The sequence below is a fragment of the Burkholderia sp. AU16482 genome (assembly GCF_002223285.1).
Lineage (GTDB): Bacteria > Pseudomonadota > Gammaproteobacteria > Burkholderiales > Burkholderiaceae > Burkholderia > Burkholderia semiarida.
In genome coordinates this window covers 1,115,285-1,135,953 of the sequence record NZ_NKEY01000004.1, presented here as the reverse complement: position 1 = coordinate 1,135,953, position 20,669 = coordinate 1,115,285, and the positions used below count along the sequence as shown (strand labels likewise).

Here is a 20,669-nt window from a genome sequence, read left to right as displayed (position 1 = left end):
GAGACAGACTCGTTATAGGGTCAAGCGAACAAGTGCATGTGGTGGATGCCTTGGCGATCACAGGCGATGAAGGACGCGGTAGCCTGCGAAAAGCTACGGGGAGCTGGCAAACGAGCTTTGATCCGTAGATGTCCGAATGGGGAAACCCACTCCTTTTGGAGTATCCATGGCTGAATACATAGGCCATGCGAAGCGAACGCGGTGAACTGAAACATCTAAGTAACCGCAGGAAAAGAAATCAACCGAGATTCCCAAAGTAGTGGCGAGCGAAATGGGATGAGCCTTGCACTCTTTATTTGTATTGTTAGCCGAACGCTCTGGAAAGTGCGGCCATAGCAGGTGATAGCCCTGTAGGCGAAAACAGTATGAAAGAACTAGGTGTGCGACAAGTAGGGCGGGACACGTGAAATCCTGTCTGAAGATGGGGGGACCATCCTCCAAGGCTAAATACTCGTGATCGACCGATAGTGAACCAGTACCGTGAGGGAAAGGCGAAAAGAACCCCGGGAGGGGAGTGAAATAGATCCTGAAACCGCATGCATACAAACAGTCGGAGCCTCTTCGGGGGTGACGGCGTACCTTTTGTATAATGGGTCAGCGACTTACGTTCAGTAGCAAGCTTAACCGTATAGGGCAGGCGTAGCGAAAGCGAGTCCGAATAGGGCGTTCAGTTGCTGGGCGTAGACCCGAAACCAGGTGATCTATCCATGGCCAGGATGAAGGTGCGGTAACACGTACTGGAGGTCCGAACCCACTAACGTTGAAAAGTTAGGGGATGAGCTGTGGATAGGGGTGAAAGGCTAAACAAACCTGGAAATAGCTGGTTCTCTCCGAAAACTATTTAGGTAGTGCCTCGTGTCTCACCTTCGGGGGTAGAGCACTGTCATGGTTGGGGGGTCTATTGCAGATTACCCCGCCATAGCAAACTCCGAATACCGAAGAGTGCAATCACGGGAGACAGACATCGGGTGCTAACGTCCGGTGTCAAGAGGGAAACAACCCAGACCGCCAGCTAAGGTCCCCAAATATAGCTAAGTGGGAAACGAAGTGGGAAGGCTAAAACAGTCAGGAGGTTGGCTTAGAAGCAGCCACCCTTTAAAGAAAGCGTAATAGCTCACTGATCGAGTCGTCCTGCGCGGAAGATGTAACGGGGCTAAGCTATATACCGAAGCTGCGGATGCGAGCTTGCTCGCATGGTAGGAGAGCGTTCCGTAAGCCTGCGAAGGTGCCTTGTAAAGGGTGCTGGAGGTATCGGAAGTGCGAATGCTGACATGAGTAGCGATAAAGGGGGTGAAAGGCCCCCTCGCCGTAAGCCCAAGGTTTCCTACGCAACGTTCATCGGCGTAGGGTGAGTCGGCCCCTAAGGCGAGGCAGAAATGCGTAGCTGATGGGAAGCAGGTCAATATTCCTGCACCATTGTTAGATGCGATGGGGGGACGGATCGCGGAAGGTTGTCCGGGTGTTGGAAGTCCCGGTCGCTGCATTGGAGAAGGCGCTTAGGCAAATCCGGGCGCGTAATTCAAGGGTGTGGCGCGAGCTCCTTCGGGAGCGAAGCAATTGGAAGTGGTTCCAAGAAAAGCCTCTAAGCTTCAGTCTAACGATGACCGTACCGCAAACCGACACAGGTGGGCGAGATGAGTATTCTAAGGCGCTTGAGAGAACTCGGGAGAAGGAACTCGGCAAATTGGTACCGTAACTTCGGGATAAGGTACGCCCTTGTAGCTTGACTGGCCTGCGCCAGGAGGGTGAAGGGGTTGCAATAAACTGGTGGCTGCGACTGTTTAATAAAAACACAGCACTCTGCAAACACGAAAGTGGACGTATAGGGTGTGACGCCTGCCCGGTGCCGGAAGATTAAATGATGGGGTGCAAGCTCTTGATTGAAGTCCCGGTAAACGGCGGCCGTAACTATAACGGTCCTAAGGTAGCGAAATTCCTTGTCGGGTAAGTTCCGACCTGCACGAATGGCGTAACGATGGCCACACTGTCTCCTCCCGAGACTCAGCGAAGTTGAAGTGTTTGTGATGATGCAATCTACCCGCGGCTAGACGGAAAGACCCCATGAACCTTTACTGTAGCTTTGCATTGGACTTTGAACCGATCTGTGTAGGATAGGTGGGAGGCTATGAAACCGGAACGCTAGTTTCGGTGGAGCCGTCCTTGAAATACCACCCTGGTTTGTTTGAGGTTCTAACCTTGGCCCGTGATCCGGGTCGGGGACAGTGCATGGTAGGCAGTTTGACTGGGGCGGTCTCCTCCCAAAGCGTAACGGAGGAGTACGAAGGTACGCTAGGTACGGTCGGAAATCGTGCTGATAGTGCAATGGCATAAGCGTGCTTAACTGCGAGACCGACAAGTCGAGCAGGTGCGAAAGCAGGTCATAGTGATCCGGTGGTTCTGTATGGAAGGGCCATCGCTCAACGGATAAAAGGTACTCTGGGGATAACAGGCTGATACCGCCCAAGAGTTCATATCGACGGCGGTGTTTGGCACCTCGATGTCGGCTCATCTCATCCTGGGGCTGTAGCCGGTCCCAAGGGTATGGCTGTTCGCCATTTAAAGAGGTACGTGAGCTGGGTTTAAAACGTCGTGAGACAGTTTGGTCCCTATCTGCCGTGGGCGTTGGATATTTGAAGGGGGCTGCTCCTAGTACGAGAGGACCGGAGTGGACGAACCTCTGGTGTACCGGTTGTCACGCCAGTGGCATCGCCGGGTAGCTATGTTCGGAAGAGATAACCGCTGAAAGCATCTAAGCGGGAAACTCGCCTTAAGATGAGATATCCCTGGAGGCTTGACCTCCTTGAAGGGTCGTTCGAGACCAGGACGTTGATAGGTCGGGTGTGTAAGCGCAGTAATGCGTTCAGCTAACCGATACTAATTGCCCGTAAGGCTTGATCCTATAACAAGTCTGCCTTATGGATCTGCGCCGTGTGTAAGCACTGGCTGCGATCCAAAGCGACAAGTTGGATTCTCGTGTGCGATACACACAACTCAAAATTACTGCTTCTTCCCAGATTGGTTCTGTTGGCCACGCCAGCAGAACAACCCCCTTTGCCTGATGACCATAGCGAGTCGGTCCCACCCCTTCCCATCCCGAACAGGACCGTGAAACGACTCTACGCCGATGATAGTGCGGATTCCCGTGTGAAAGTAGGTAATCGTCAGGCTCCCTCAAGCCAGAAACCCCCGCCCGACAAGGCGGGGGTTTTTGCATTGGCGCGATGGAAATGTGTGCGGTGCCCGACGTGGGTTGCAGCACGTCCTGAAAGGCTATGCGGCAGCGAACCTGAATGACCGGCCCGCTGCTGTTTCAGAACAGTCGTCGCTTGTCACAGTTACTAACGGTATGCAACATCGGTACCGAGCTTCCAGACGGATAGTGACCTGCGCCGCCCATCATCGGCAATGCGCCGATCACATCGGCGTGATGACGAGTCGCTTGTCCTCGACGGTAATCCGGACGCGTTCTCCAGCCTCGAATCCCGCGTCCTCAAGCCATACTCCCGCCAATTTGATCCACGGGAAGTACGTCGTGTTCAGTTTCCGGTGCGCTCTGATGGCACGGAGAACCCTAGACAAGGAATGATGGCGTGCTGACTCTTGAACAGTGACGAAGCGTTCCGTTACCGGGGTACGTAACTTATGATTGGCCTTAGCCATTTCCGACTCCTGAGGTGAGTTGGTTGTGGTCAGCGGGTCGTATGGGTGGCAGCCCATGCGGCCCGCGCTCTTACTGCTTTGCTCTCTCTTCAGCCTTCTCTCTAATTTGCGATATCTAGCGAAACGATTTTCTCTGTCGCGCGCGCTACAGACAGTTTAGTCCGCGATGCGTCTCATAAATCGCTTTATTTGGCACATAACCAAATGGACGATCCATAAATAACAGATGCATCGAGCATGGCAAGACTTTTCGTACTTGTCCAATGGTTTATTGAAAATGGAAATGATATGACTTCGCACAAAATAAGGCGAAGCATCGTGAAACAGTTCTGTCTTAAGAAGGGGGACCGCTCGTCAAACCGTGGGGTTGCCCTCGAGGGCATGGAATCCTCATGCATCACCGTACGCCGGTGACGTTTCTGGACGCCGAAGTTCACTGTTCGGCGTGCGAGTCGACCGGCGTTATCTTCGGTCAGGGGCCGCGTCGGCTCGGATTCGCTGATGGGTGAGCACGCAATGCTTAAAGTGGCCCCTGCGCTTGCCGTTGCGATCCGAGCCCTCCTTGCTCTGAATCTTCACGAGGCCGATATATGACTCTTCCTCCTTCCTGTCCCCCGGTGCGGTTCCCAGCGCATCATCACGCCGGATTACGCAAGGCTGGCGCCGCTGACTGCACTGTCGCCGGTGCTGGCGGCGCCGCTGCCGCTCGGCCGTGCTGAAGCCAGCGCGGCACTCGGCATGATCGTCGGCCCAATTGGCTCAATCTTTGATGGCCGCGCTGGAGGTCTGATGGGCGCGGGGCTCGGTGGCGCTGCAGGCGAACGGACTGACACCCATCTACAAGTCTAGAGCCCTTCGCGCTTCATCTCGGGGCTGACGGCGGAATGGCCAGGCTTTCCCTCGTCTCATCACTATGCAGGCGCGTCTTAGAGAGGCAAAATACTGTTTATTTGTACAACAACGCAACTGCACAGACAATCGCGGGGTGCCTATGCGATTCACCAACACAAAGAGCGAAACTTTGAAGCTACGAGTCTCGCCGATCTTCAAGCTGATCTTGAAGGAGGCTGCTGATGCCGCGCAGCGCAGCATGGTGGACATGCTCAAAGTCCTATTGGAGGACTACCGTGAACGCAAAGGCGTCACTTCCCCGGACCCCAAAACCGCTCCTCTCGCCCACAAGCGGGTGCGTGCAGCCTGTCGGGCAACCGCGGGAGCAGCTGCATGACCTTTCGCTACATTGGTTCAAAGGCCAGGCTCATCGATCAGATCACGACCTACATGGGGCATCCTCAACAGGATGCTTTCTTTGTTGACGCCTTCTGTGGCACGGGCGTGGTGGCCGAGGCTGCTGCTGACTTGGGCTGGAATGTGCGCATCAATGACAGTTTGCATTCTGCGGTCATTTCCGCAGGGGCTCGGCTCACAGGCAGTAAACAAGCGACATTCAAAAAGCTTGGTGGCTATGCTAAGGCCATCGCCAAACTCAACGCAGAAAGACCTAAGTGCGGCTTTATATGGCGCGAGTACAGTCCTGCATCGTTGGAGACGTGTGGTCTTGAGCGGCGCTATTTTACGCAAGAGAACGCCGCACGAATAGATGCCATGAGGGCACTGATTGCCGATTGGGCAGGGGCCGGAGCCATTAATCAGATGGAGGAGCGCCTGCTTATAGCAGATCTATTTAGTGCATTGAATAGGGTGGCCAACATCGCAGGTACTTTTGGCTGCTTCCTTTCCAAATGGACGGGTCAATCGCAGGACAAGATCGCTATGCGTTGCCGAGAGCTCAAAGTCAGCTGCGTACATGTGGAAGCTACAGTTGGCGATGTATTTGACGTGCCCAATGCTGTAGCGGACTTGGTGTACTTGGACCCCCCGTACACCAAGCGCCAATACGCCAGCTACTACCACATCCTTGAAACCGTCGCTTTGGGTGACGAGCCTGAGGTTGAAGGAGTCGCAGGTTTGCGGCCATGGAAGGGACTAGCCTCGGATTTTTGTTACAAAACCCGAGCCTTAAAAACGCTCTCGCGCTTGGTGCAGAGCTTGACGTCTCAAAAGGTCCTGTTGTCCTACAGCAGTGAGGGGCATATCGGCATGCAGGATATGAAAGCCGAGCTCTCGAAGATCGGTACGTCTACGATGTATCCACTGGGGGCCATTGGGCGCTATCGTCCCAACAAGGTGGCCAGCAGCACCGCGTCTGATGTGAACGAATTCTTAGTAGTGGTGGAGCGTCCTAACGCTTCGCCCAAGACTATTAAGGCCGTCAAGCCAGTTCTTGTGGAAAATTATGCATGAGTGTTTCTCGACCCGTTGAAGCAGAGTACCTAGCTCCAGCAGAGGCAGCTCTCACAAAAGCGGTGGGTGGGAATCGTGGCCCCGCCAGCTTTGAGCTTCGGCTCCAACTGTTGGAGGCGGTTGCCGCTCGTTTCGGTGGATTCGACTTGGCTGCGTTTCATCAGGCCTTTGAAGTGCAAAGCAAGCGACCAGCAACAGAGCTCTTGGAGCTTGCAGCTCCTGTGGTAAGTGCGGTTGAGCGTACACCGATTCATCCCGCATTGGCTTTGAGTGCTCTGGCGCGTGAGGCCTTACATGAGCAGGACCGAAAAAGCACGGGGGCGTATCACACAGACTTTCGCTTGGCTACTCGGTTGGCACAGCTTGCTGCGCCGAAGCTTACTCACGAGAGTAAGGTGATTGATCCCGCTAGTGGAGCGGGAATTTTGCTGGCAGCGTTGACCCATGCCGTGTGTGGAATGGATCGGGCTAAGGCTGCGCATTGGCTTGCTCATGGCGTGTGTGCTGCTGACTTGTCAGCCAGTTCGTTGCGTGCAGCTCTATTGAGCCTTGCGTCGTTTACAGACGATGTAGCGGCCCTTAAAGCTATGCGCGCGCGCTGGTATTGCGGGGACAGCTTAATGGCGGATCGCGAGGTCTGGACGGTCATGGCCCCTCAGGGCTTTGATGCGGTAATCGGCAATCCACCTTGGGAAAAGGTCAAACTGTCCCGACATGAGTTCTTAAAGTCATCTGGCACGCGGCGCCACTACGGAGCTCAGATTCATGGCCTCGATGAAGCGCGTTTTGCCGAGCAGCGCAACGAGGTAGCCAATTACTCGCGGCGCCTTCTGGATCGCTATCCAGACTTGGGCAATGGTGAGCCAGATCTCTACATCGCATTTACCGACCTCTTCTTTGACCTTTGCAAAGGGCAAGGCGTGGTAGCAGCGCTTATCCCCGGTGGGCTCATTCGCTCACAGGGAACGCAGGCGATGCGGCAGAAGATTTTTAACGCGAGTCAAAGTGTGTCCGTGTCGATCATCGACAACCGTGCACGGTTCTTTGCCATCGATACGCGCTTTAAATTCCTCGCGGTGGCCTTGGTCAAGGCCGGCTCTGAAAAGAGCAAACGTGAGCCTATCGCGCTCTCGCACGAACGGGGTACACCTACAGGTTTGGAGACGACAGGGACCGCTACCGTCGGCCGTACAGCACTGGCCTCAGTCCGAGGCGACCTGAGTTTGCCCGAGATCCGTAGTGTGGCCGAATGGAAGCTCTTCGCAAAGATTGCAGAGGCCGGTATCTCGTGGGAGGAGCCTGGAAGTGGCTGGACCCCGAAGTTCTGCCGAGAGGTCGATATGACCAAGGAGCGGCCCAAGTTCTTGGGCCGTGCAACGCCCGGAGCCTTGCCCGTGGTAGAGGGGCGCATGGTGCAGGCCCATCGCTTTGGCGTGAAAGGGCACGTGTCAGGCACGGGTCGTAGTGCGCTATGGGAGGCCTATGCTATCGGGGACTCGCGCCTCTCGCCCCAATTTTGGATTCGGCGCTCAGATATGCCCCGTGCAAATCAGCACCGTGTGGATGTGTTGCGCGTGGGTTTTTGCGACATCGCGGGCCAAACCAATGAGCGCTCGCTCATGGCTGCCTTGATCCCTGCTGGTGTGGCCTGTGGCAACAAGGTACCCACGATCCTTTTTCCTGAGGACCCTTCGGAAGAGCGCCTATTAGTGTGGTTGTCTATTGCCAACAGCTTTGTATTTGACTGGATGCTTCGGCGCGTGCTCACCACTACGGTGAACTACTTTGTACTACAAAGCATCCCGCTGCCCAAGCTGGCCAGAGATGGCTTGCCGTGGAAAAAACTAGTGGATGCCGCGCGTGAATTGCGTGCGCTCGATAGTGCCGGGGCCACCAGAGAAACCTATGAGCGCACGGCTAAACTTCGGGCGGAGATTGACGCCGAAGTGGCCGTGGCCTATGGGCTCGATTTGAAGGATATGGAGTTGGTGCTCCAAGACTTCCCGATTTTAGATCGGGGTCAAATTGCCTTGCTAGGAGAGGCTAAATCCACTATTACCCGGGATAGTGTTTTGGCTGCAATGGCAAAGCGCACAGCAAGTTCGTGTACGCTTTCGTCACGCCGTGCGGCGGAGGCGCAAGCGTTGGGGGCCAGGGCTTATGTGCCCTCAGAGCTTGCCCGGGCTGGTGAAGAAATCGAAGAAGAAGGAGCTGAAAGTCATGGCTAGTGGAGCAGGGCATGTCGCCCGAATTCTGTATAAGGAAATTGTTGCAGGAGATCTGAGGAAAATCCTCGCTCAGTCCAACGACTCGGACACCGGAGGTGGCGCCCGAGATTTTCGTTTCGGCTCCTTCAAAACATTGCTGCCCGTCATCGTGCAGATGTTCCCCAAGAAGGCCAAGGAGAACCGCAAGCGTGACGGAGTCGTTGAGGAAATTGACGTATTCCAAGGAGAGTTTTTCTGGCACAACGACAAGGGTCTGGTCGAGCGCAAAGATTCCTTCTTTGAGCCGCCTACGGACGTCCGCCCGTCTGAGGGCCGCATTGCACGAGTGCATGAATACGGCTGCTTTGACACGAGCCGTGTGCCCAAAGGCGGGGAGGGTAACCGTGTTTTGCTCCTGTTGATCCAATTAAGCGATGGATCGGTCTGGCCACACTACGCGGAAGAAAAAACGCTGCGCATGAAGGGCAAGTGGGACCCCGTCGTCGCCGAAGAGTTGCTGGCCTGCTTGGACGCTAAGCGTGCGGGGAATCGCGCTGCAATTGGGTACCGAGATTTCACCAACGCGGGCAAATACTGCAATGGCAAGTGAAGACTGCAAACGAGCGTTGAAGTTGTTGGCGCGTTCGCGCAACGTGCTGGTCTCTGGTCCTCCTGGCACCGGTAAATCTACGCTCTTGGCAGAGGTTGCTCTGGCCTTTGAAACGGCTTTTGGCCTTGCTCCCGCTGGTGGCCCACCGCGACTCAATCCCTTAGGTGGGATTCCGATTCCACCTGCAGCAGGAGGAGACGTCAAAGACGTCCCTGCACCCACGAAGCTGGATCGAAAGGTTTTTCGGACGGTCTTCCACCAGAACTCTAAGTACCGCGACTTTGTTTCGGGCATTACGCCAGCGGTCAACAAGCTGGAAGGTTCCCGAGACTTCACAATCGTAAAAGGTACGCTGTACCGTGCCAGTGAGCACGCCAAGCGCGCCAGTGGGGCAGCGCTCTTGATCATTGATGAGATCAACCGAGGTCCTGCGGTACAGGTGTTCGGTGGTGCCATTGTGGCCATTGAGTCTGATAAACGTCTGGCCCCTGATGGGGAGAAGCGTGCCGAAACACAGTTTTTCGAGATACTTGATCCTACTTCTGGTGATGTAATCGAGTACGCCTTGCCCCATGATCTCTACATCTTGGCAGCCATGAACCAAGCAGATGCATCTGTGGAGCCTTTGGATGTGGCGTTCTTGCGCCGCTGGGAGCCACTGCGGCTGGAGCCTGATGAAGCTGCTCTGAGGGCGTTCTATGGCCTGGATGCCAGCGGTGTAAATGCTTTGCCTGATGCGCCAGCCGACGTCAACGATGCCTTGGAGGCGTCAGTTCGTGGATGGGTGGCTATCAATGAGCAAATCGCTCTGGGCCGCGGCCCAGAATTCCAGATCGGGCATGGCATTCTGATGTCGGACGTGAGCCCGCAGACACTGGCATTGCCCGAGGCTCTGAGCACGCTATGCGTGGGCTGGGCCAAAGTGCGGGCCCATGTGGAAGAGGTGTTCTTCGGGGACACCCGTGGCATTGCTGCTGTCCTCAATGCGTTGGATGGGCCAGCCTTCAATCCATTCAAGCTCACCGAGACGACCTTTGCTGATGACTTGCGATTCAGGCTTGAGGGCCCCGCAAATTTTTCAGAGGACAACATCTACACTGCCCTGAGGGCGTTTGCTAATCCCAGGGGGTAGTGTGTGGCGTACACCCGAACACGGTTGTCTCTCGTTGAATACGGCAAACCTATTGACTTGAGTTATGCGATTGCTGCGGCTATCGGAATAGAGCGTACGAAGGCTAGTAGTCTTTTGATGGAGGCCGGAAGCCGCGCAGCATCGAGCCTAAGGCTCAATTACAACCCCATCAGTGTCGATGCAAAGGGCGCTCGAGCAATCGACTTTGCAGGGCTCATCCGCCTCGCTCCATCACTGGAGTTGGAGGTCACGCCCAAGTTTTTGGGGCTGGATGACGCCGACTCCGCGTGGCGTGAGGACTTCTTTTTCCTCTCCACGCTGTCGCGCCATGGACGTCTCCTGGCCTCTGAGCGCCTATCTGCCTCAGGGGGGGCGCCACGCGACCTCTCGACTTTGGTGGCCCGCTCCATCGCGAGCATGTACGAAGCCCGCAAGCGCCGACCGCTGAGGAGCTACCGTAGGGCGCGTGAAGCGGACTTCTTTATCGATGGGGACCCTGATCCAGTAGACCTCACCTTTCCGTCGCCGGACGGTTTTGAGCAAGAGCTCATTCGCTTAGATCGGCGCAACGGTTGGAATGCGGACATCGTAGCCGCAGCTAAAGAGTTGCTGCCGGAGGTAAGTGACCCTTCGGCAGCAAGCTCACTGGTGCGTTTGATTGAAGACTTGTCACCTCAAAACGCCCCAGCCCACCGTCGAAAACCCATTCCTGCGAGGCACAGGGCATGGAACGCCTTGCACGAGCTTTCCATCGATGTGCTCGGAGGCTTGGGCCTCAGCTATAAGCAAGGACAAGCACATGCGCCTGGCTACCTAGTAAGCACTTGGAGGGTATGGGAAGACCTGCTGACGGTGGCTGCACGACTTGGCTTTGGGCGCAATGCGATGGTGGCACAGCAGGGCTACTCGTTGGGCACGAAGACGAAGATCGGCACGGGGGCCGTCAGCAAGCTGTCGGTGTATCCCGATTGTGTGATTGAGTCCGATGGCATAAGGCCTAGGATGCTTTTGGACGCCAAGTACAAGGGCCATGTTGAGCAGGGACTGCTTCGTATCAGTGAAGCGGATATCTATGAAGCCTTGGCCTTCTCGAGGGCTACCGGATGCGACTTCGTGGCGCTGGCCTATCCCGCACAACCGGCCGATGCTCCGCTGCCCGTGGGCACCTGCACAGTCTTTGAAAGGGTCGTGGTGGGCACAGTGCAGATCGTGGGTATCCAGCTTGAGAGCCGCCTGATTTCTAGAACGGGAGGCCTTCGAGTGTTTGCCTCCAATATGGCTTCTGGCATTGTGAACGCCTTATTCTAGAAGCGGCTTGGCTTACCAATCTGCAGGAATTTGTCGAAATTCCCGACTCACGGCGGGTTAATGGAATACGGGGTTGATCGGTGAACACCACTACAGAAAGTAAGAGCAATCGCTTCACGAAATACTTTCCACTGCTGTTGGATGCGCTGCGCTCTGTCGATCCCAATCCGATGCGTCCGTCTGAAGCATTGGCGTGGATTCGAGCACAGGGTATCGTTGCGGAGGAAGATCTGATCCGCCATGTTCAGGGTGGTGGTCAGTCGATATTTGAGAACGATGTGCACTGGACTCGTTTTTACCTTGCAAAGGGTGGACTCATCAGCAATGCGAAACGTGGTGTCTGGGCTCTGACACCAGAAGGTCGTCGTGCTCACCTAACACCCGATGAGACATGGGATTTATATGTCCGCATTCGGGATGCGAACCGCCCTGGCAATGCGGTGCCCGAAGATGATGTATCAGCCCCTGACATTGGGGAGGATTCGGACGACAGCAAAGCATACTGGTTTGTCGGGGCTTTGTGGGAGGACGACCAACTCCAACGTTTCCTGAATGAAGGTGTCTGGCAAAACGGATACACCGATCAATTTTTGGATCTAGTTCGAAAGATCCGACCGGGAGACCAGATCGCCATCAAGGCAGCCTTTGTTCAGAAGCGACGCCTGCCATTTGATGTCGGGGGCAAGCCCGTATCGGCGATGCGAATCAAGGCAACGGGTACCGTTCTGGAAAACTTAGGAGATGGTCGAACGGTTCGCGTGGCCTGGGACCCGATGACTACGCCACGTGATTGGTTCTTTTACACGTACCGTAACACCATTGCCCAAGTCGATCCCGAAGCGGAGGACGGACGCCGCCTGATCGAGTATACGTTCAAAGGTGCCTCCCAGGATTACGCATGGTTTCTGGCGCAACCGTACTGGAAAGAGAAGTACGGTGACCGTGTTGGTTTGGTTGCGGCGCATAATGAAATCGAAACTGCTTCCGTCGAAGATGACGAAGTTTCGGAGGCGGTCATCCCTTCTTATACAGTCGATCAGATCGTCGCAGACGGATGCTTTCTATCGATCGACGAGCTTGCGACGATACTGGTCAGGTGGCGAGCAAAGAAAAATCTGATTCTCCAGGGGCCACCAGGTACCGGGAAGACCTGGCTCGCGAAGCGTCTGGGCTTCGCGCTCGTTGGGTCTGACGACCGTGATGCGACGCGCTCCCGTTTGCGGATTGTGCAGTTTCACCCGTCATTAGCATACGAAGATTTCGTGCGTGGCTGGCGTCCTGCCGGGAACGGTCAGCTTGCCTTGGTGGACGGCATCCTTATGCAGGCCATTCAAGCGGCTGAGAGCGAACCCGATCTACCGTTTGTACTGGTGATCGAAGAAGTTAACCGAGGAAACCCGGCGCAGATTTTCGGCGAAATGCTGACGTTGCTGGAAGCCTCGAAACGCCATCGTTCCGAGGCGATGGAGCTGGCATACCGTAAGGAGCCCGGCGAGCGTATTCACGTCCCGGACAATCTGTACGTTATCGGCACTATGAATGTTGCCGATCGTTCGCTTGCTATGGTCGATCTGGCGCTTCGCCGCCGGTTTGCCTTCATCGACCTTGAACCACGGTTTGGTGCCGCCTGGCGTGCATGGTGTGCTGGACGCGGCCTTGAAGACGAATTGATTACCGAAATCGAACGCCGGATTGTCGATCTGAATGGCAAGATCGAAACAACCGTTTCACTGGGGCCGCAATTTCGTATCGGTCATTCGTACGTGACACCGGATGGCACCGTTGACAATGGCACGGCATGGTTCCGAGGCAAGATTGAGGCGGAAATCGGGCCGTTGCTGGACGAGTACTGGTATGACTCACCTGAAGCGGCTCGCGAAGCCAAACGGAAGTTGCTCGCGGGGTTGGATTGAGCGCATTCGCCGAACAGGATATTGCTATCGGGAATCGGAAGGTTGGTCGCATTCCTGTGCGTAACCTCTGGCTCCTGATGCTGTATGCCTCGGGTCTGACGCGCATCAAGGAAGCATTCAATGCGCTCGTCGTGGACGATCTTGAAGATATTCCCGATCTAGTCGCGAAACTGCTGGCTCATGCCGTGGAGCGGCGCTTGCGCCGGAACGTTTCGCGCGGATATCACTATCGGGCGGGGAGTCTCACTCGTGTCCGTGGCCAAATTGATATTCTGAAAACCGAAGCGCAGCAATTGTTATCGAAAGGCGAGGTGTATTGTCGTTTCGAAGAGCTGACGACCAATACGCCACGAAACCGTCTTGTTCGAACCGCATTGGACGTGCTGGCGAGACTCGTGCGGGATCGTGACATAGGTCAGCAATGCCGCTCCCTTGCAACGACACTTGATCATTCCGGCGTAGCCGGTGCTCGCCCGTCTCGTGCCGAACTGGCGCAAGATCAGATTGGTCGAAATGACCATGATGACAGGCTTATGGTCGAACTGGCGAAATTGGCATTTGATCTGGCTCTTCCGACCGAGGACGCGGGCCCGACGGCGCTGGTTTCTCCCGACCGGAGCGACGTATGGGTACGTCACCTGTTTGAAAAGGCTGTGCTCGGCTTTGCGCGTGTTGAACTGGAGCCTGTCGGATGGCGTGTCCGTGGTGGCACGCAGCTGAATTGGCAGAGGTCTGCGGCGTCGGATGGAATCAGCGAGATTTTGCCGGGCATGATCACAGACATCATCATCGATGATCTCGATGCTAGCCGCAGGCTTGTCATCGACACCAAGTTCACATCGGTTCTCGGTGTGGGTCGGTTTGGAGCTGCGAGTCTGAAAAGCCCTTACCTGTACCAGATGTACACGTATTTGCGATCTCAAGAGGGGCTTGACTTGCTGTGGAACCAAGCATCCGGGATATTCCTGCACCCGGCGGTTGACGTGAGCATTCGCGAATCAGTCACGATTCAGGGGCATGTCATTGCATTCGCCACTGTGGATTTTGCGCAGGACGCGCGAACCGTACGGGCTGAGCTTCGTGAGATATTGTCTGGTGCTACGAACTCCGAAAGTCGCTGCATTAATGACGACTCAATCGTCAATGCGCGACCGCGCTGGTGACATTGACATGGTTCCACATTGATCGATGCAGATCCGAAATGCCTACACAGTGCCTACACAAAATCCAGAAAGCAAAAAGCCCAGCCGTGTAGGCTGGGCTGAGCGACTGAATTCTTTGGTAGGGCGTGAGTGACTCGAACACTCGACCTATGGATTAAGAGTCCGCGCGGCAATGTCGTGATGTGATGCTGATAATGCGTAGGGCAATCACAGCCACTTAGTCACATAGTTGCACAACCGAGGCGCCAGTCGCACTTACCCTGGCGCCCTACGGGAGATTGCGCTCAAACGTCAATATTCCCCGCCCGCAACGCATTCGACTCGATAAACGCCCGCCGCGGCTCGACGTCATCGCCCATGAGGGTAGTAAAGATCCCATCCGCCGCGATCGCGTCTTCGATCTGCACACGCAGCAATCGCCGCACTGCCGGATCCATCGTCGTTTCCCACAGCTGCTCGGGGTTCATCTCGCCGAGCCCCTTATAGCGTTGTTTCGAGACGTTGCGTTCAGCATCCGCCAGCAGCCATTTCATCGCGCTCTTGAAGTCCGCCACGGCCATGCTGCGCTCACCGCGCTTGATAACCGCCCCTTCCCCAATAAGCCCCTTGAACGTATTCGCCGTCGTCACGAGCTGCTGATAATCCGCCGTGTGCTGGAATTCCTGGTCGATGACCGAGACCCGCACATTGCCGTGATGCGTCCGCTCGACATGCAGCGCCCGCTGTTCCCGAACCGCGTCATACGAAGGCACCACACGCACTTCGTTCTTCAGCGCTTCATCATGCAACGCAGCGTGCAGCGCCTTAGCCGAAGCCTCGGTCGAAGCCTCATTGGAAAGATCGATCACCACCCCATCCATAACGGCTTCCAGCGCCGCCGGGTCATACAACCGGCTCAACCGCTCGATCACGCTCTGCGACAGCAGATACGACCGCGCCAACTCCCCAAGCGCATCCCCAGAAATCGCCGCCGCATTCTCACCCGGCACCAGCTCCGACCCTTGCAGCGCCAACCGCAGCATATGCGCGTTGAGCTCCACGTCATCCTTCAGATACCGCTCGTCCTTGCCCGCCTTGATCTTGTAAAGCGGCGGCTGCGCGATATACACGTACCCGCGCTCGATCATGTCCGGCATCTGGCGATACAGGAACGTGAGCAGCAGCGTCCGGATGTGAGCACCGTCGACGTCCGCGTCGGTCATGATGATGATGCGGTGATAGCGCAGCTTGTCGAGGTTGTAGTCTTCCTTGCCGATCCCGCACCCAAGCGCGGTCACGAGCGTGACGATCTGTTCCGACGACAGCAGCTTGTCGTAGCGCGCCTTCTCGACGTTCAGCACCTTGCCGCGCAGCGGCAGAATGGCCTGGAACTTCCGGTCACGCCCTTGCTTGGCCGACCCACCTGCCGAGTCACCCTCGACGATGTAGATTTCGCATTTCGCCGGGTCTTTCTCCTGGCAGTCCGCGAGCTTGCCGGGCAGGCCGACGCCGTCGAGCACGCCCTTGCGTCGCGTCATTTCGCGAGCCTTCCGCGCCGCATCACGCGCACGCGCAGCTTCAACAATCTTCCCGCAAATGATCTTCGCGTCGATCGGCGTTTCCAGCAGGAACTCTTCCAGGGCCTTCGCCACAACTTCTTCAACCGGCGCACGAACCTCGGAAGAAACCAGCTTGTCCTTCGTCTGCGAGCTGAACTTCGGCTCCGGCACCTTCACGGACAGCACGCACGACAGCCCTTCGCGCATGTCGTCGCCGGTCGTCTCGACCTTCGCCTTCTTCGCGATTTCGTTGTCGGTGATGTACTTGTTGATGACGCGCGTCATCGCGGCCCGCAGGCCGGTCAGGTGCGTGCCGCCGTCGCGCTGCGGAATGTTGTTCGTGAAGCACAGCACGTTTTCGTTGTAGCTGTCATTCCACTGCATCGCGACTTCGACGCCCACGCCGTCCTTCTCGCCGTTGGCGAAGAACACGGTCGGGTGCAGGTTGGTCTTCGTCTTGTTGATGTATTCGACGAAGCCTTTCACACCGCCGGCGAACGCGAAATCGTCTTCCTTGCCCGAGCGCAGGTCCGTAAGACGAATCCGCACGCCGTTGTTCAGGAACGAAAGCTCGCGCATCCGCTTGGCCAGAATGTCGTAGTGATACTCGACGGTCCCGAAAATCGTCGGATCGGCCATGAAATGCACTTCGGTGCCGCGGTTCTCGGTGTCGCCGGTCACGAGCATCGGCGACACTTCCACGCCGTCCACCACCTCGATCACGCGATCCTGCGCGACGCCGCGGTGGAACTCCATGAAACGCTTCTTGCCGTCGCGGCGCACGGTGAGGCGCAGCCAGCTCGACAGCGCGTTCACGCACGACACGCCCACGCCGTGCAGGCCGCCGGACACCTTGTAGCTGTTCTGGTCGAACTTGCCGCCGGCGTGCAGCTCGGTCATCACGATCTCGGCGGCGCTGCGCTTCGGCTCGTGCTTGTCGTTCATCTTCACGTCGGTCGGAATCCCGCGGCCGTTGTCGACCACGGAAATCGAGTTGTCGGCGTGAATCGTCACGTGGATGTCGTTGCAGTACCCGGCCAGCGCTTCGTCGATCGAGTTGTCGAGCACCTCGAACACGAGGTGGTGCAGACCGGTGCCGTCCGACGTGTCGCCGATGTACATCCCGGGGCGCTTGCGCACCGCTTCCAGACCTTCGAGGATCTGGATCGACGAGGCGCCGTAGCTGCTGTTATCGGGTTGCGAATTGTGCTGTTCACTCATGGATATCTTCCGGTTCTGCGGGGCCACTCTCGTGGCGGCGCGGTGCGTTTCAGCGAGAAATCGCCGGGCCGCTCCAGTTTCCTGGCCCGCCCAGGCGCCGAAACGGCACCAAAAGGGCGGGTTGTCGGTTCGCCATAAAAACGCCAAAGGGGCTTGCCGCCCCCTGGTGTGTGTCGCGATGTCGAGCGCGTCAGATGCGCATCGGCATCACGACATACTTGAACTCGTCGTTCTCGGGCACGGTGATCAGCGCGCTCGAGCTGGCGTCGCCGAGGCTCACCTGCACGGTGTCGACCTTCAGGTTCGCGAGCACGTCGAGCAGATACGTGACGTTGAAGCCGATGTCGACGGTATCGCCCTGGTAGGCGATTTCGAGTTCTTCCTGCGCCTCTTCCTGATCGGCGTTGGTCGACATGATCTTCAGCTGGCCCGGCGCGATGATGCAGCGCACGCCCTTGAACTTGTCCGAGGTCAGGATGGCCGCGCGCTGCAGCGAACGCTGCAGTTCTTCACGGCCGATCTCGAACGTGTTCTTGTGCGCCTTCGGGATCACGCGCTGGAAGTCGGGGAACTTGCCCTCGACGAGTTTCGACACGAGCTCGACCTGGCCGAACGTGAACTTGGCCTGGGTTTGCGCGATGTCGATGGTGACGGTGTCGTCGATGTCTTCGAGCAGGCGCTGCAGTTCGAGAATCGTCTTGCGCGGCACGATGACTTCCTGGCGGCCGAACGTGCCGCCTTCGAGCTTCATCGACGAGAACGCGAGGCGGTGGCCGTCGGTGGCCACGGCCATCAGCTGGTCGCCGTCGACGACGAGCAGCATGCCGTTCAGGTAGTAGCGGATGTCCTGCTGCGCCATCGCGAAGTGCACCATGCCGAGCAACTGGCGGAACGACTTCTGCGGGACGGTGAGCGTGGCGCCGAAATCCTTGGCCTGCGCGACGGTCGGGAACTCGTCGGCCGCCAGCGTCTGCAGTGCGAAACGGCTCTTGCCCGACTGAACGGTGAGGCGCTTGTCGGCGAGCGACAGCGTGACCTGGCCGTCAGGCATCGCGCGCAGGATGTCGAGCAGCTTGCGCGCCGCGACGGTGGTCGCGACCTGGTCGCCGCCGACGCCGAAATCGGCGCGCGTGGTGATCTGCAGCTCCAGGTCGGTCGACAGGAATGAAACGTCCGGGCCGTTCTTGGTGATCAGCAGGTTGGCGAGGATCGGCAACGTATGGCGGCGTTCGACGATGCCGCTGACCGTTTGCAGCGGCCTGAGGAGGGTGTCTCGTTCGGTCTTGACCAGTTGCATAGAGTTCCTTCGTTGAGTAACGGCCTGCAGCGCAGCAGCCACGCAGCGCCCCGCCGGCCGGGCTCTTGGCCCGCCACCACCGGGGCGGTCAAACCAGTATTGTGCCTCAAAACCGAACCGCCCCCCTTAAATTGGGGCGGAGGCCGAATTATCAAGCGCGGTGCGCGCGCTCAGCCCTTCAGCGTCTGTTCCAGCACGTGCAGCTCGTGGTTGAGCTGCGCGTCCTTGCTGCGCTCGTCGGCGATCTTGCGCACCGCGTGCAGCACGGTCGTATGATCGCGCCCGCCGAACAGCTCGCCGATTTCCGGCAGGCTCTTCTGCGTGAGTTCCTTCGCGAGGTACATCGCAATCTGCCGCGGCCGCGCGATGTTCGCGGGGCGCTTCTTCGAGTACATATCCGCGACCTTGATGTTGTAGAAGTCGGCGACGGTCTTCTGGATGTTTTCGACCGAAATCTGCCGGTTCTGCACGGTCAGCAGGTCCTTCAGCGCTTCCTTGGTCAGCTCGATCGAGATCTCGCGGCCGTGGAACTTCGAATACGCGAGGATCTTGCGCAGCGCGCCTTCGAGCTCGCGCACGTTCGAGCGCAGGTGCTTCGCGACGAAGAACGCGACGTCTTCCGACAAATTCACGCCTTCCGACTGCGCCTTGCGCATCAGGATCGCGACGCGCATCTCCAGCTCCGGCGGCTCGATCGCGACGGTGAGGCCCGAGTCGAAGCGCGAGATCAGGCGATCGTCGATGCCCGAGATTTCCTTCGGATAGGTATCGCTGGTGATGATCACCTGCGCCTTGTTCGCGACCAGCGCCTCGAACGCGTAGAAGAATTCCTCTTGCGTGCGCGACTTGCCGGAGAAGAACTGGATATCGTCGATCAGCAGCAGGTCGAGCGAGTGGTAGTAGCGCTTGAAGTCGTCGAACGCCTTGCGCTGGTACGCCTTCACCACGTCCGACACGTATTGCTCGGCATGGATGTAGCGAATGCGCGCGCCGGCCTTGTCGAGCAGCAGCTGGTTGCCGATCGCGTGGATCAGGTGGGTCTTGCCGAGGCCGACGCCGCCGTACAGGAACAGCGGGTTGTACGAGATGCCCGGGTTGTCCGCGACCTGGATCGCGGCGGCGCGCGCGAGCTGGTTCGCCTTGCCGGTCACGAAGTTGTCGAACGTGAGCACCGGGTTCAGCTTCGAACGTTCGTACATCGAATCGGCTTCGCCGCCGTTCGCGGGCGCGGCGCCCGGGCCCGGACGCCACGTGCGGCGGCCGGCCGCCGCTTCGTGCGCGGGCAGGCTCGGCAGGTCGATGTCGGCGTCGTCGGCGTTCAGGTGGTGCGCGGCGGCCGCCGACGGCGTCATCGGCACGTCGGCCGGCGCGCTGGGCGCGGCGGCGGCATTCGCGGTCAGGTTGGCGGCGATCGCGGCGACCGTCGCGGCGGGGCCGCTCGGCGCCAGCGGCGCACGCGGCGCGGCCGGTGCGGCGCCTGCTGCGGCGCTGCGCATGCCGGCCTTCGGGTCGAGGACGAACTGGACTTCGATCGGCGTGTTCCAGAATTCACGGGCCAGATCGCTGATCCGGCCCGAAAACTGGCTCTTGACCCAGTCCAGCTTGAAGCGGTTCGGCGCGGCGATGGACAGCGTGTTCGCCGACGCATCGAAGGCCACCGGGGCCAAGGGTTTGATCCACGTCACGTACTGCTGGGGCGTCAGCTCGCGCTCCAGCAGTGCGGAACAGTGTTGCCAGAAATCGTTCATCAAGTAACTGTCGTTTTTTGCGTGCACAGCGCGGCTCGCCGGCGCCCTTGTCGCGGTCGCGCAACAAGGCCCGAAGCGGTCGTGCGAGCGTGCGTCGGGCGCCTGCGTCACAGTGTTGGCGGGGCAGGCGCGAGCCGAAGCGGCGTGCGGGATTCTTGGAGATAAGGCGAGATTCTAACGCCAAACGCGGCCACAGCGGGACTTATCCACAGGCTGTGTTTGTGGGCCGCGGGGCCGGATCGGGGCGGGCCGGCACAGGCGAACGACGCGTAAAGTATTGACCGTCAACGGAAAAACGGTTTAAATAGCGGGTTCCGCGAAAACCAATCCTGTATTCCCGGCGATTGCGTTCGCCCGAATGCCTCCGGTTAAGGGCACGCGGTCCCCTGAATTTCGACATTCTCGAACAAGTGAGAACATCATGAAACGTACTTACCAACCGTCCGTGACGCGCCGCAAGCGCACCCATGGCTTCCGTGTCCGCATGAAGACGGCAGGTGGCCGCAAGGTCATCAACGCTCGCCGCGCGAAGGGCCGCAAGCGCCTCGCCATCTAAGGCAGGTTGCGC

13 protein-coding genes and 2 rRNA genes are annotated in these 20,669 nt (G+C 57.9%); 11 read left to right on the top strand and 4 right to left on the bottom strand.

What is annotated here, in order from left to right; genetic code table 11:
- Window positions 1-18 precede the first annotated feature (18 nt).
- Both CFB35_RS17005 and rrf read left to right on the top strand, forming a co-directional pair.
- Window positions 19-2,899 (top strand): 23S ribosomal RNA (locus tag CFB35_RS17005).
- A gap of 155 nt (window positions 2,900-3,054) precedes the next feature.
- Window positions 3,055-3,167 (top strand): 5S ribosomal RNA (rrf, locus tag CFB35_RS17000).
- 247 nt (window positions 3,168-3,414) lie between these two features.
- Here the strand turns inward: rrf and CFB35_RS16995 are convergent.
- The gene (locus CFB35_RS16995; protein WP_089465312.1) at window positions 3,415-3,660 is read right to left on the bottom strand and encodes a SymE family type I addiction module toxin; all 246 of its coding nucleotides are present in this window, start codon (window positions 3,658-3,660) and stop codon (window positions 3,415-3,417) included.
- 991 nt (window positions 3,661-4,651) lie between these two features.
- Here CFB35_RS16995 and CFB35_RS16990 point away from each other — a divergent pair.
- The 8 genes from CFB35_RS16990 to mcrC all read left to right on the top strand — a co-directional run bounded on the left by CFB35_RS16990 (window position 4,652) and on the right by mcrC (window position 14,297).
- Window positions 4,652-4,888, top strand: coding sequence for a hypothetical protein (locus tag CFB35_RS16990; protein ID WP_089465277.1), 237 nt, complete (start codon window positions 4,652-4,654; stop codon window positions 4,886-4,888).
- Complete coding sequence (locus CFB35_RS16985; RefSeq protein ID WP_089465276.1) at window positions 4,885-5,964, top strand: DNA adenine methylase; 1,080 nt, start codon at window positions 4,885-4,887, stop codon at window positions 5,962-5,964. The genes CFB35_RS16990 and CFB35_RS16985 overlap by 4 nt, the downstream gene beginning before the upstream one ends.
- Window positions 5,961-8,192, top strand: coding sequence for a class I SAM-dependent methyltransferase (locus CFB35_RS16980; protein ID WP_089465275.1), 2,232 nt, complete (start codon window positions 5,961-5,963; stop codon window positions 8,190-8,192). The genes CFB35_RS16985 and CFB35_RS16980 overlap by 4 nt, the downstream gene beginning before the upstream one ends.
- A complete protein-coding gene (locus CFB35_RS16975; protein WP_089465274.1) occupies window positions 8,185-8,781 on the top strand; it encodes a hypothetical protein in 597 nt (198 codons plus the stop codon). Before CFB35_RS16980 ends, CFB35_RS16975 begins: the two co-directional genes overlap by 8 nt.
- The gene (locus CFB35_RS16970; RefSeq protein WP_089465273.1) at window positions 8,771-9,913 is read left to right on the top strand and encodes an AAA family ATPase; all 1,143 of its coding nucleotides are present in this window, start codon (window positions 8,771-8,773) and stop codon (window positions 9,911-9,913) included. Before CFB35_RS16975 ends, CFB35_RS16970 begins: the two co-directional genes overlap by 11 nt.
- 24 nt (window positions 9,914-9,937) lie before the next feature.
- On the top strand, window positions 9,938-11,221 hold the full coding sequence (locus CFB35_RS16965) for an McrC family protein (RefSeq protein ID WP_256939981.1): 1,284 nt from the start codon (window positions 9,938-9,940) through the stop codon (window positions 11,219-11,221).
- An 80-nt stretch (window positions 11,222-11,301) separates the two neighbouring features.
- On the top strand, window positions 11,302-13,134 hold the full coding sequence (locus tag CFB35_RS16960; protein ID WP_089465271.1) for an AAA family ATPase: 1,833 nt from the start codon (window positions 11,302-11,304) through the stop codon (window positions 13,132-13,134).
- Complete coding sequence (mcrC, locus tag CFB35_RS16955; RefSeq protein ID WP_256939980.1) at window positions 13,131-14,297, top strand: 5-methylcytosine-specific restriction endonuclease system specificity protein McrC; 1,167 nt, start codon at window positions 13,131-13,133, stop codon at window positions 14,295-14,297. Before CFB35_RS16960 ends, mcrC begins: the two co-directional genes overlap by 4 nt.
- Before the next feature lie 284 nt (window positions 14,298-14,581).
- Here mcrC and gyrB read toward each other — a convergent pair whose 3' ends face one another.
- The 3 genes from gyrB to dnaA form a co-directional block, all read right to left on the bottom strand.
- Complete coding sequence (gyrB, locus tag CFB35_RS16950; RefSeq protein WP_089465269.1) at window positions 14,582-17,056, bottom strand: DNA topoisomerase (ATP-hydrolyzing) subunit B; 2,475 nt, start codon at window positions 17,054-17,056, stop codon at window positions 14,582-14,584.
- A 190-nt stretch (window positions 17,057-17,246) separates the two neighbouring features.
- Window positions 17,247-18,353: a DNA polymerase III subunit beta gene (dnaN, locus tag CFB35_RS16945; protein ID WP_006756934.1), complete on the bottom strand. Its 1,107-nt coding sequence runs from the start codon at window positions 18,351-18,353 to the stop codon at window positions 17,247-17,249.
- A 170-nt stretch (window positions 18,354-18,523) separates the two neighbouring features.
- Window positions 18,524-20,101: a chromosomal replication initiator protein DnaA gene (dnaA, locus tag CFB35_RS16940; protein ID WP_053524377.1), complete on the bottom strand. Its 1,578-nt coding sequence runs from the start codon at window positions 20,099-20,101 to the stop codon at window positions 18,524-18,526.
- A 421-nt stretch (window positions 20,102-20,522) separates the two neighbouring features.
- On the opposite strand from dnaA, the gene rpmH reads away from it, so the two are divergent.
- The gene (rpmH, locus tag CFB35_RS16935; protein WP_004198824.1) at window positions 20,523-20,657 is read left to right on the top strand and encodes a 50S ribosomal protein L34; all 135 of its coding nucleotides are present in this window, start codon (window positions 20,523-20,525) and stop codon (window positions 20,655-20,657) included.
- The last annotated feature ends 12 nt before the right edge of the window (window positions 20,658-20,669 follow it).

Bases quoted from the DNA above. Each gene is read 5' to 3' on its own strand.
- CFB35_RS16995 (WP_089465312.1), bottom strand. From the start codon at position 3,660: ATGGCTAAGGCCAATCATAAGTTACGTACCCCGGTAACGGAACGCTTC.
- CFB35_RS16990 (WP_089465277.1), top strand. From the start codon at position 4,652: ATGCGATTCACCAACACAAAGAGCGAAACTTTGAAGCTACGAGTCTCG.
- CFB35_RS16985 (WP_089465276.1), top strand. From the start codon at position 4,885: ATGACCTTTCGCTACATTGGTTCAAAGGCCAGGCTCATCGATCAGATC.
- CFB35_RS16980 (WP_089465275.1), top strand. From the start codon at position 5,961: ATGAGTGTTTCTCGACCCGTTGAAGCAGAGTACCTAGCTCCAGCAGAG.
- CFB35_RS16975 (WP_089465274.1), top strand. From the start codon at position 8,185: ATGGCTAGTGGAGCAGGGCATGTCGCCCGAATTCTGTATAAGGAAATT.
- CFB35_RS16970 (WP_089465273.1), top strand. From the start codon at position 8,771: ATGGCAAGTGAAGACTGCAAACGAGCGTTGAAGTTGTTGGCGCGTTCG.
- gyrB (WP_089465269.1), bottom strand. From the start codon at position 17,056: ATGAGTGAACAGCACAATTCGCAACCCGATAACAGCAGCTACGGCGCC.
- dnaN (WP_006756934.1), bottom strand. From the start codon at position 18,353: ATGCAACTGGTCAAGACCGAACGAGACACCCTCCTCAGGCCGCTGCAA.
- dnaA (WP_053524377.1), bottom strand. From the start codon at position 20,101: ATGAACGATTTCTGGCAACACTGTTCCGCACTGCTGGAGCGCGAGCTG.
- rpmH (WP_004198824.1), top strand. From the start codon at position 20,523: ATGAAACGTACTTACCAACCGTCCGTGACGCGCCGCAAGCGCACCCAT.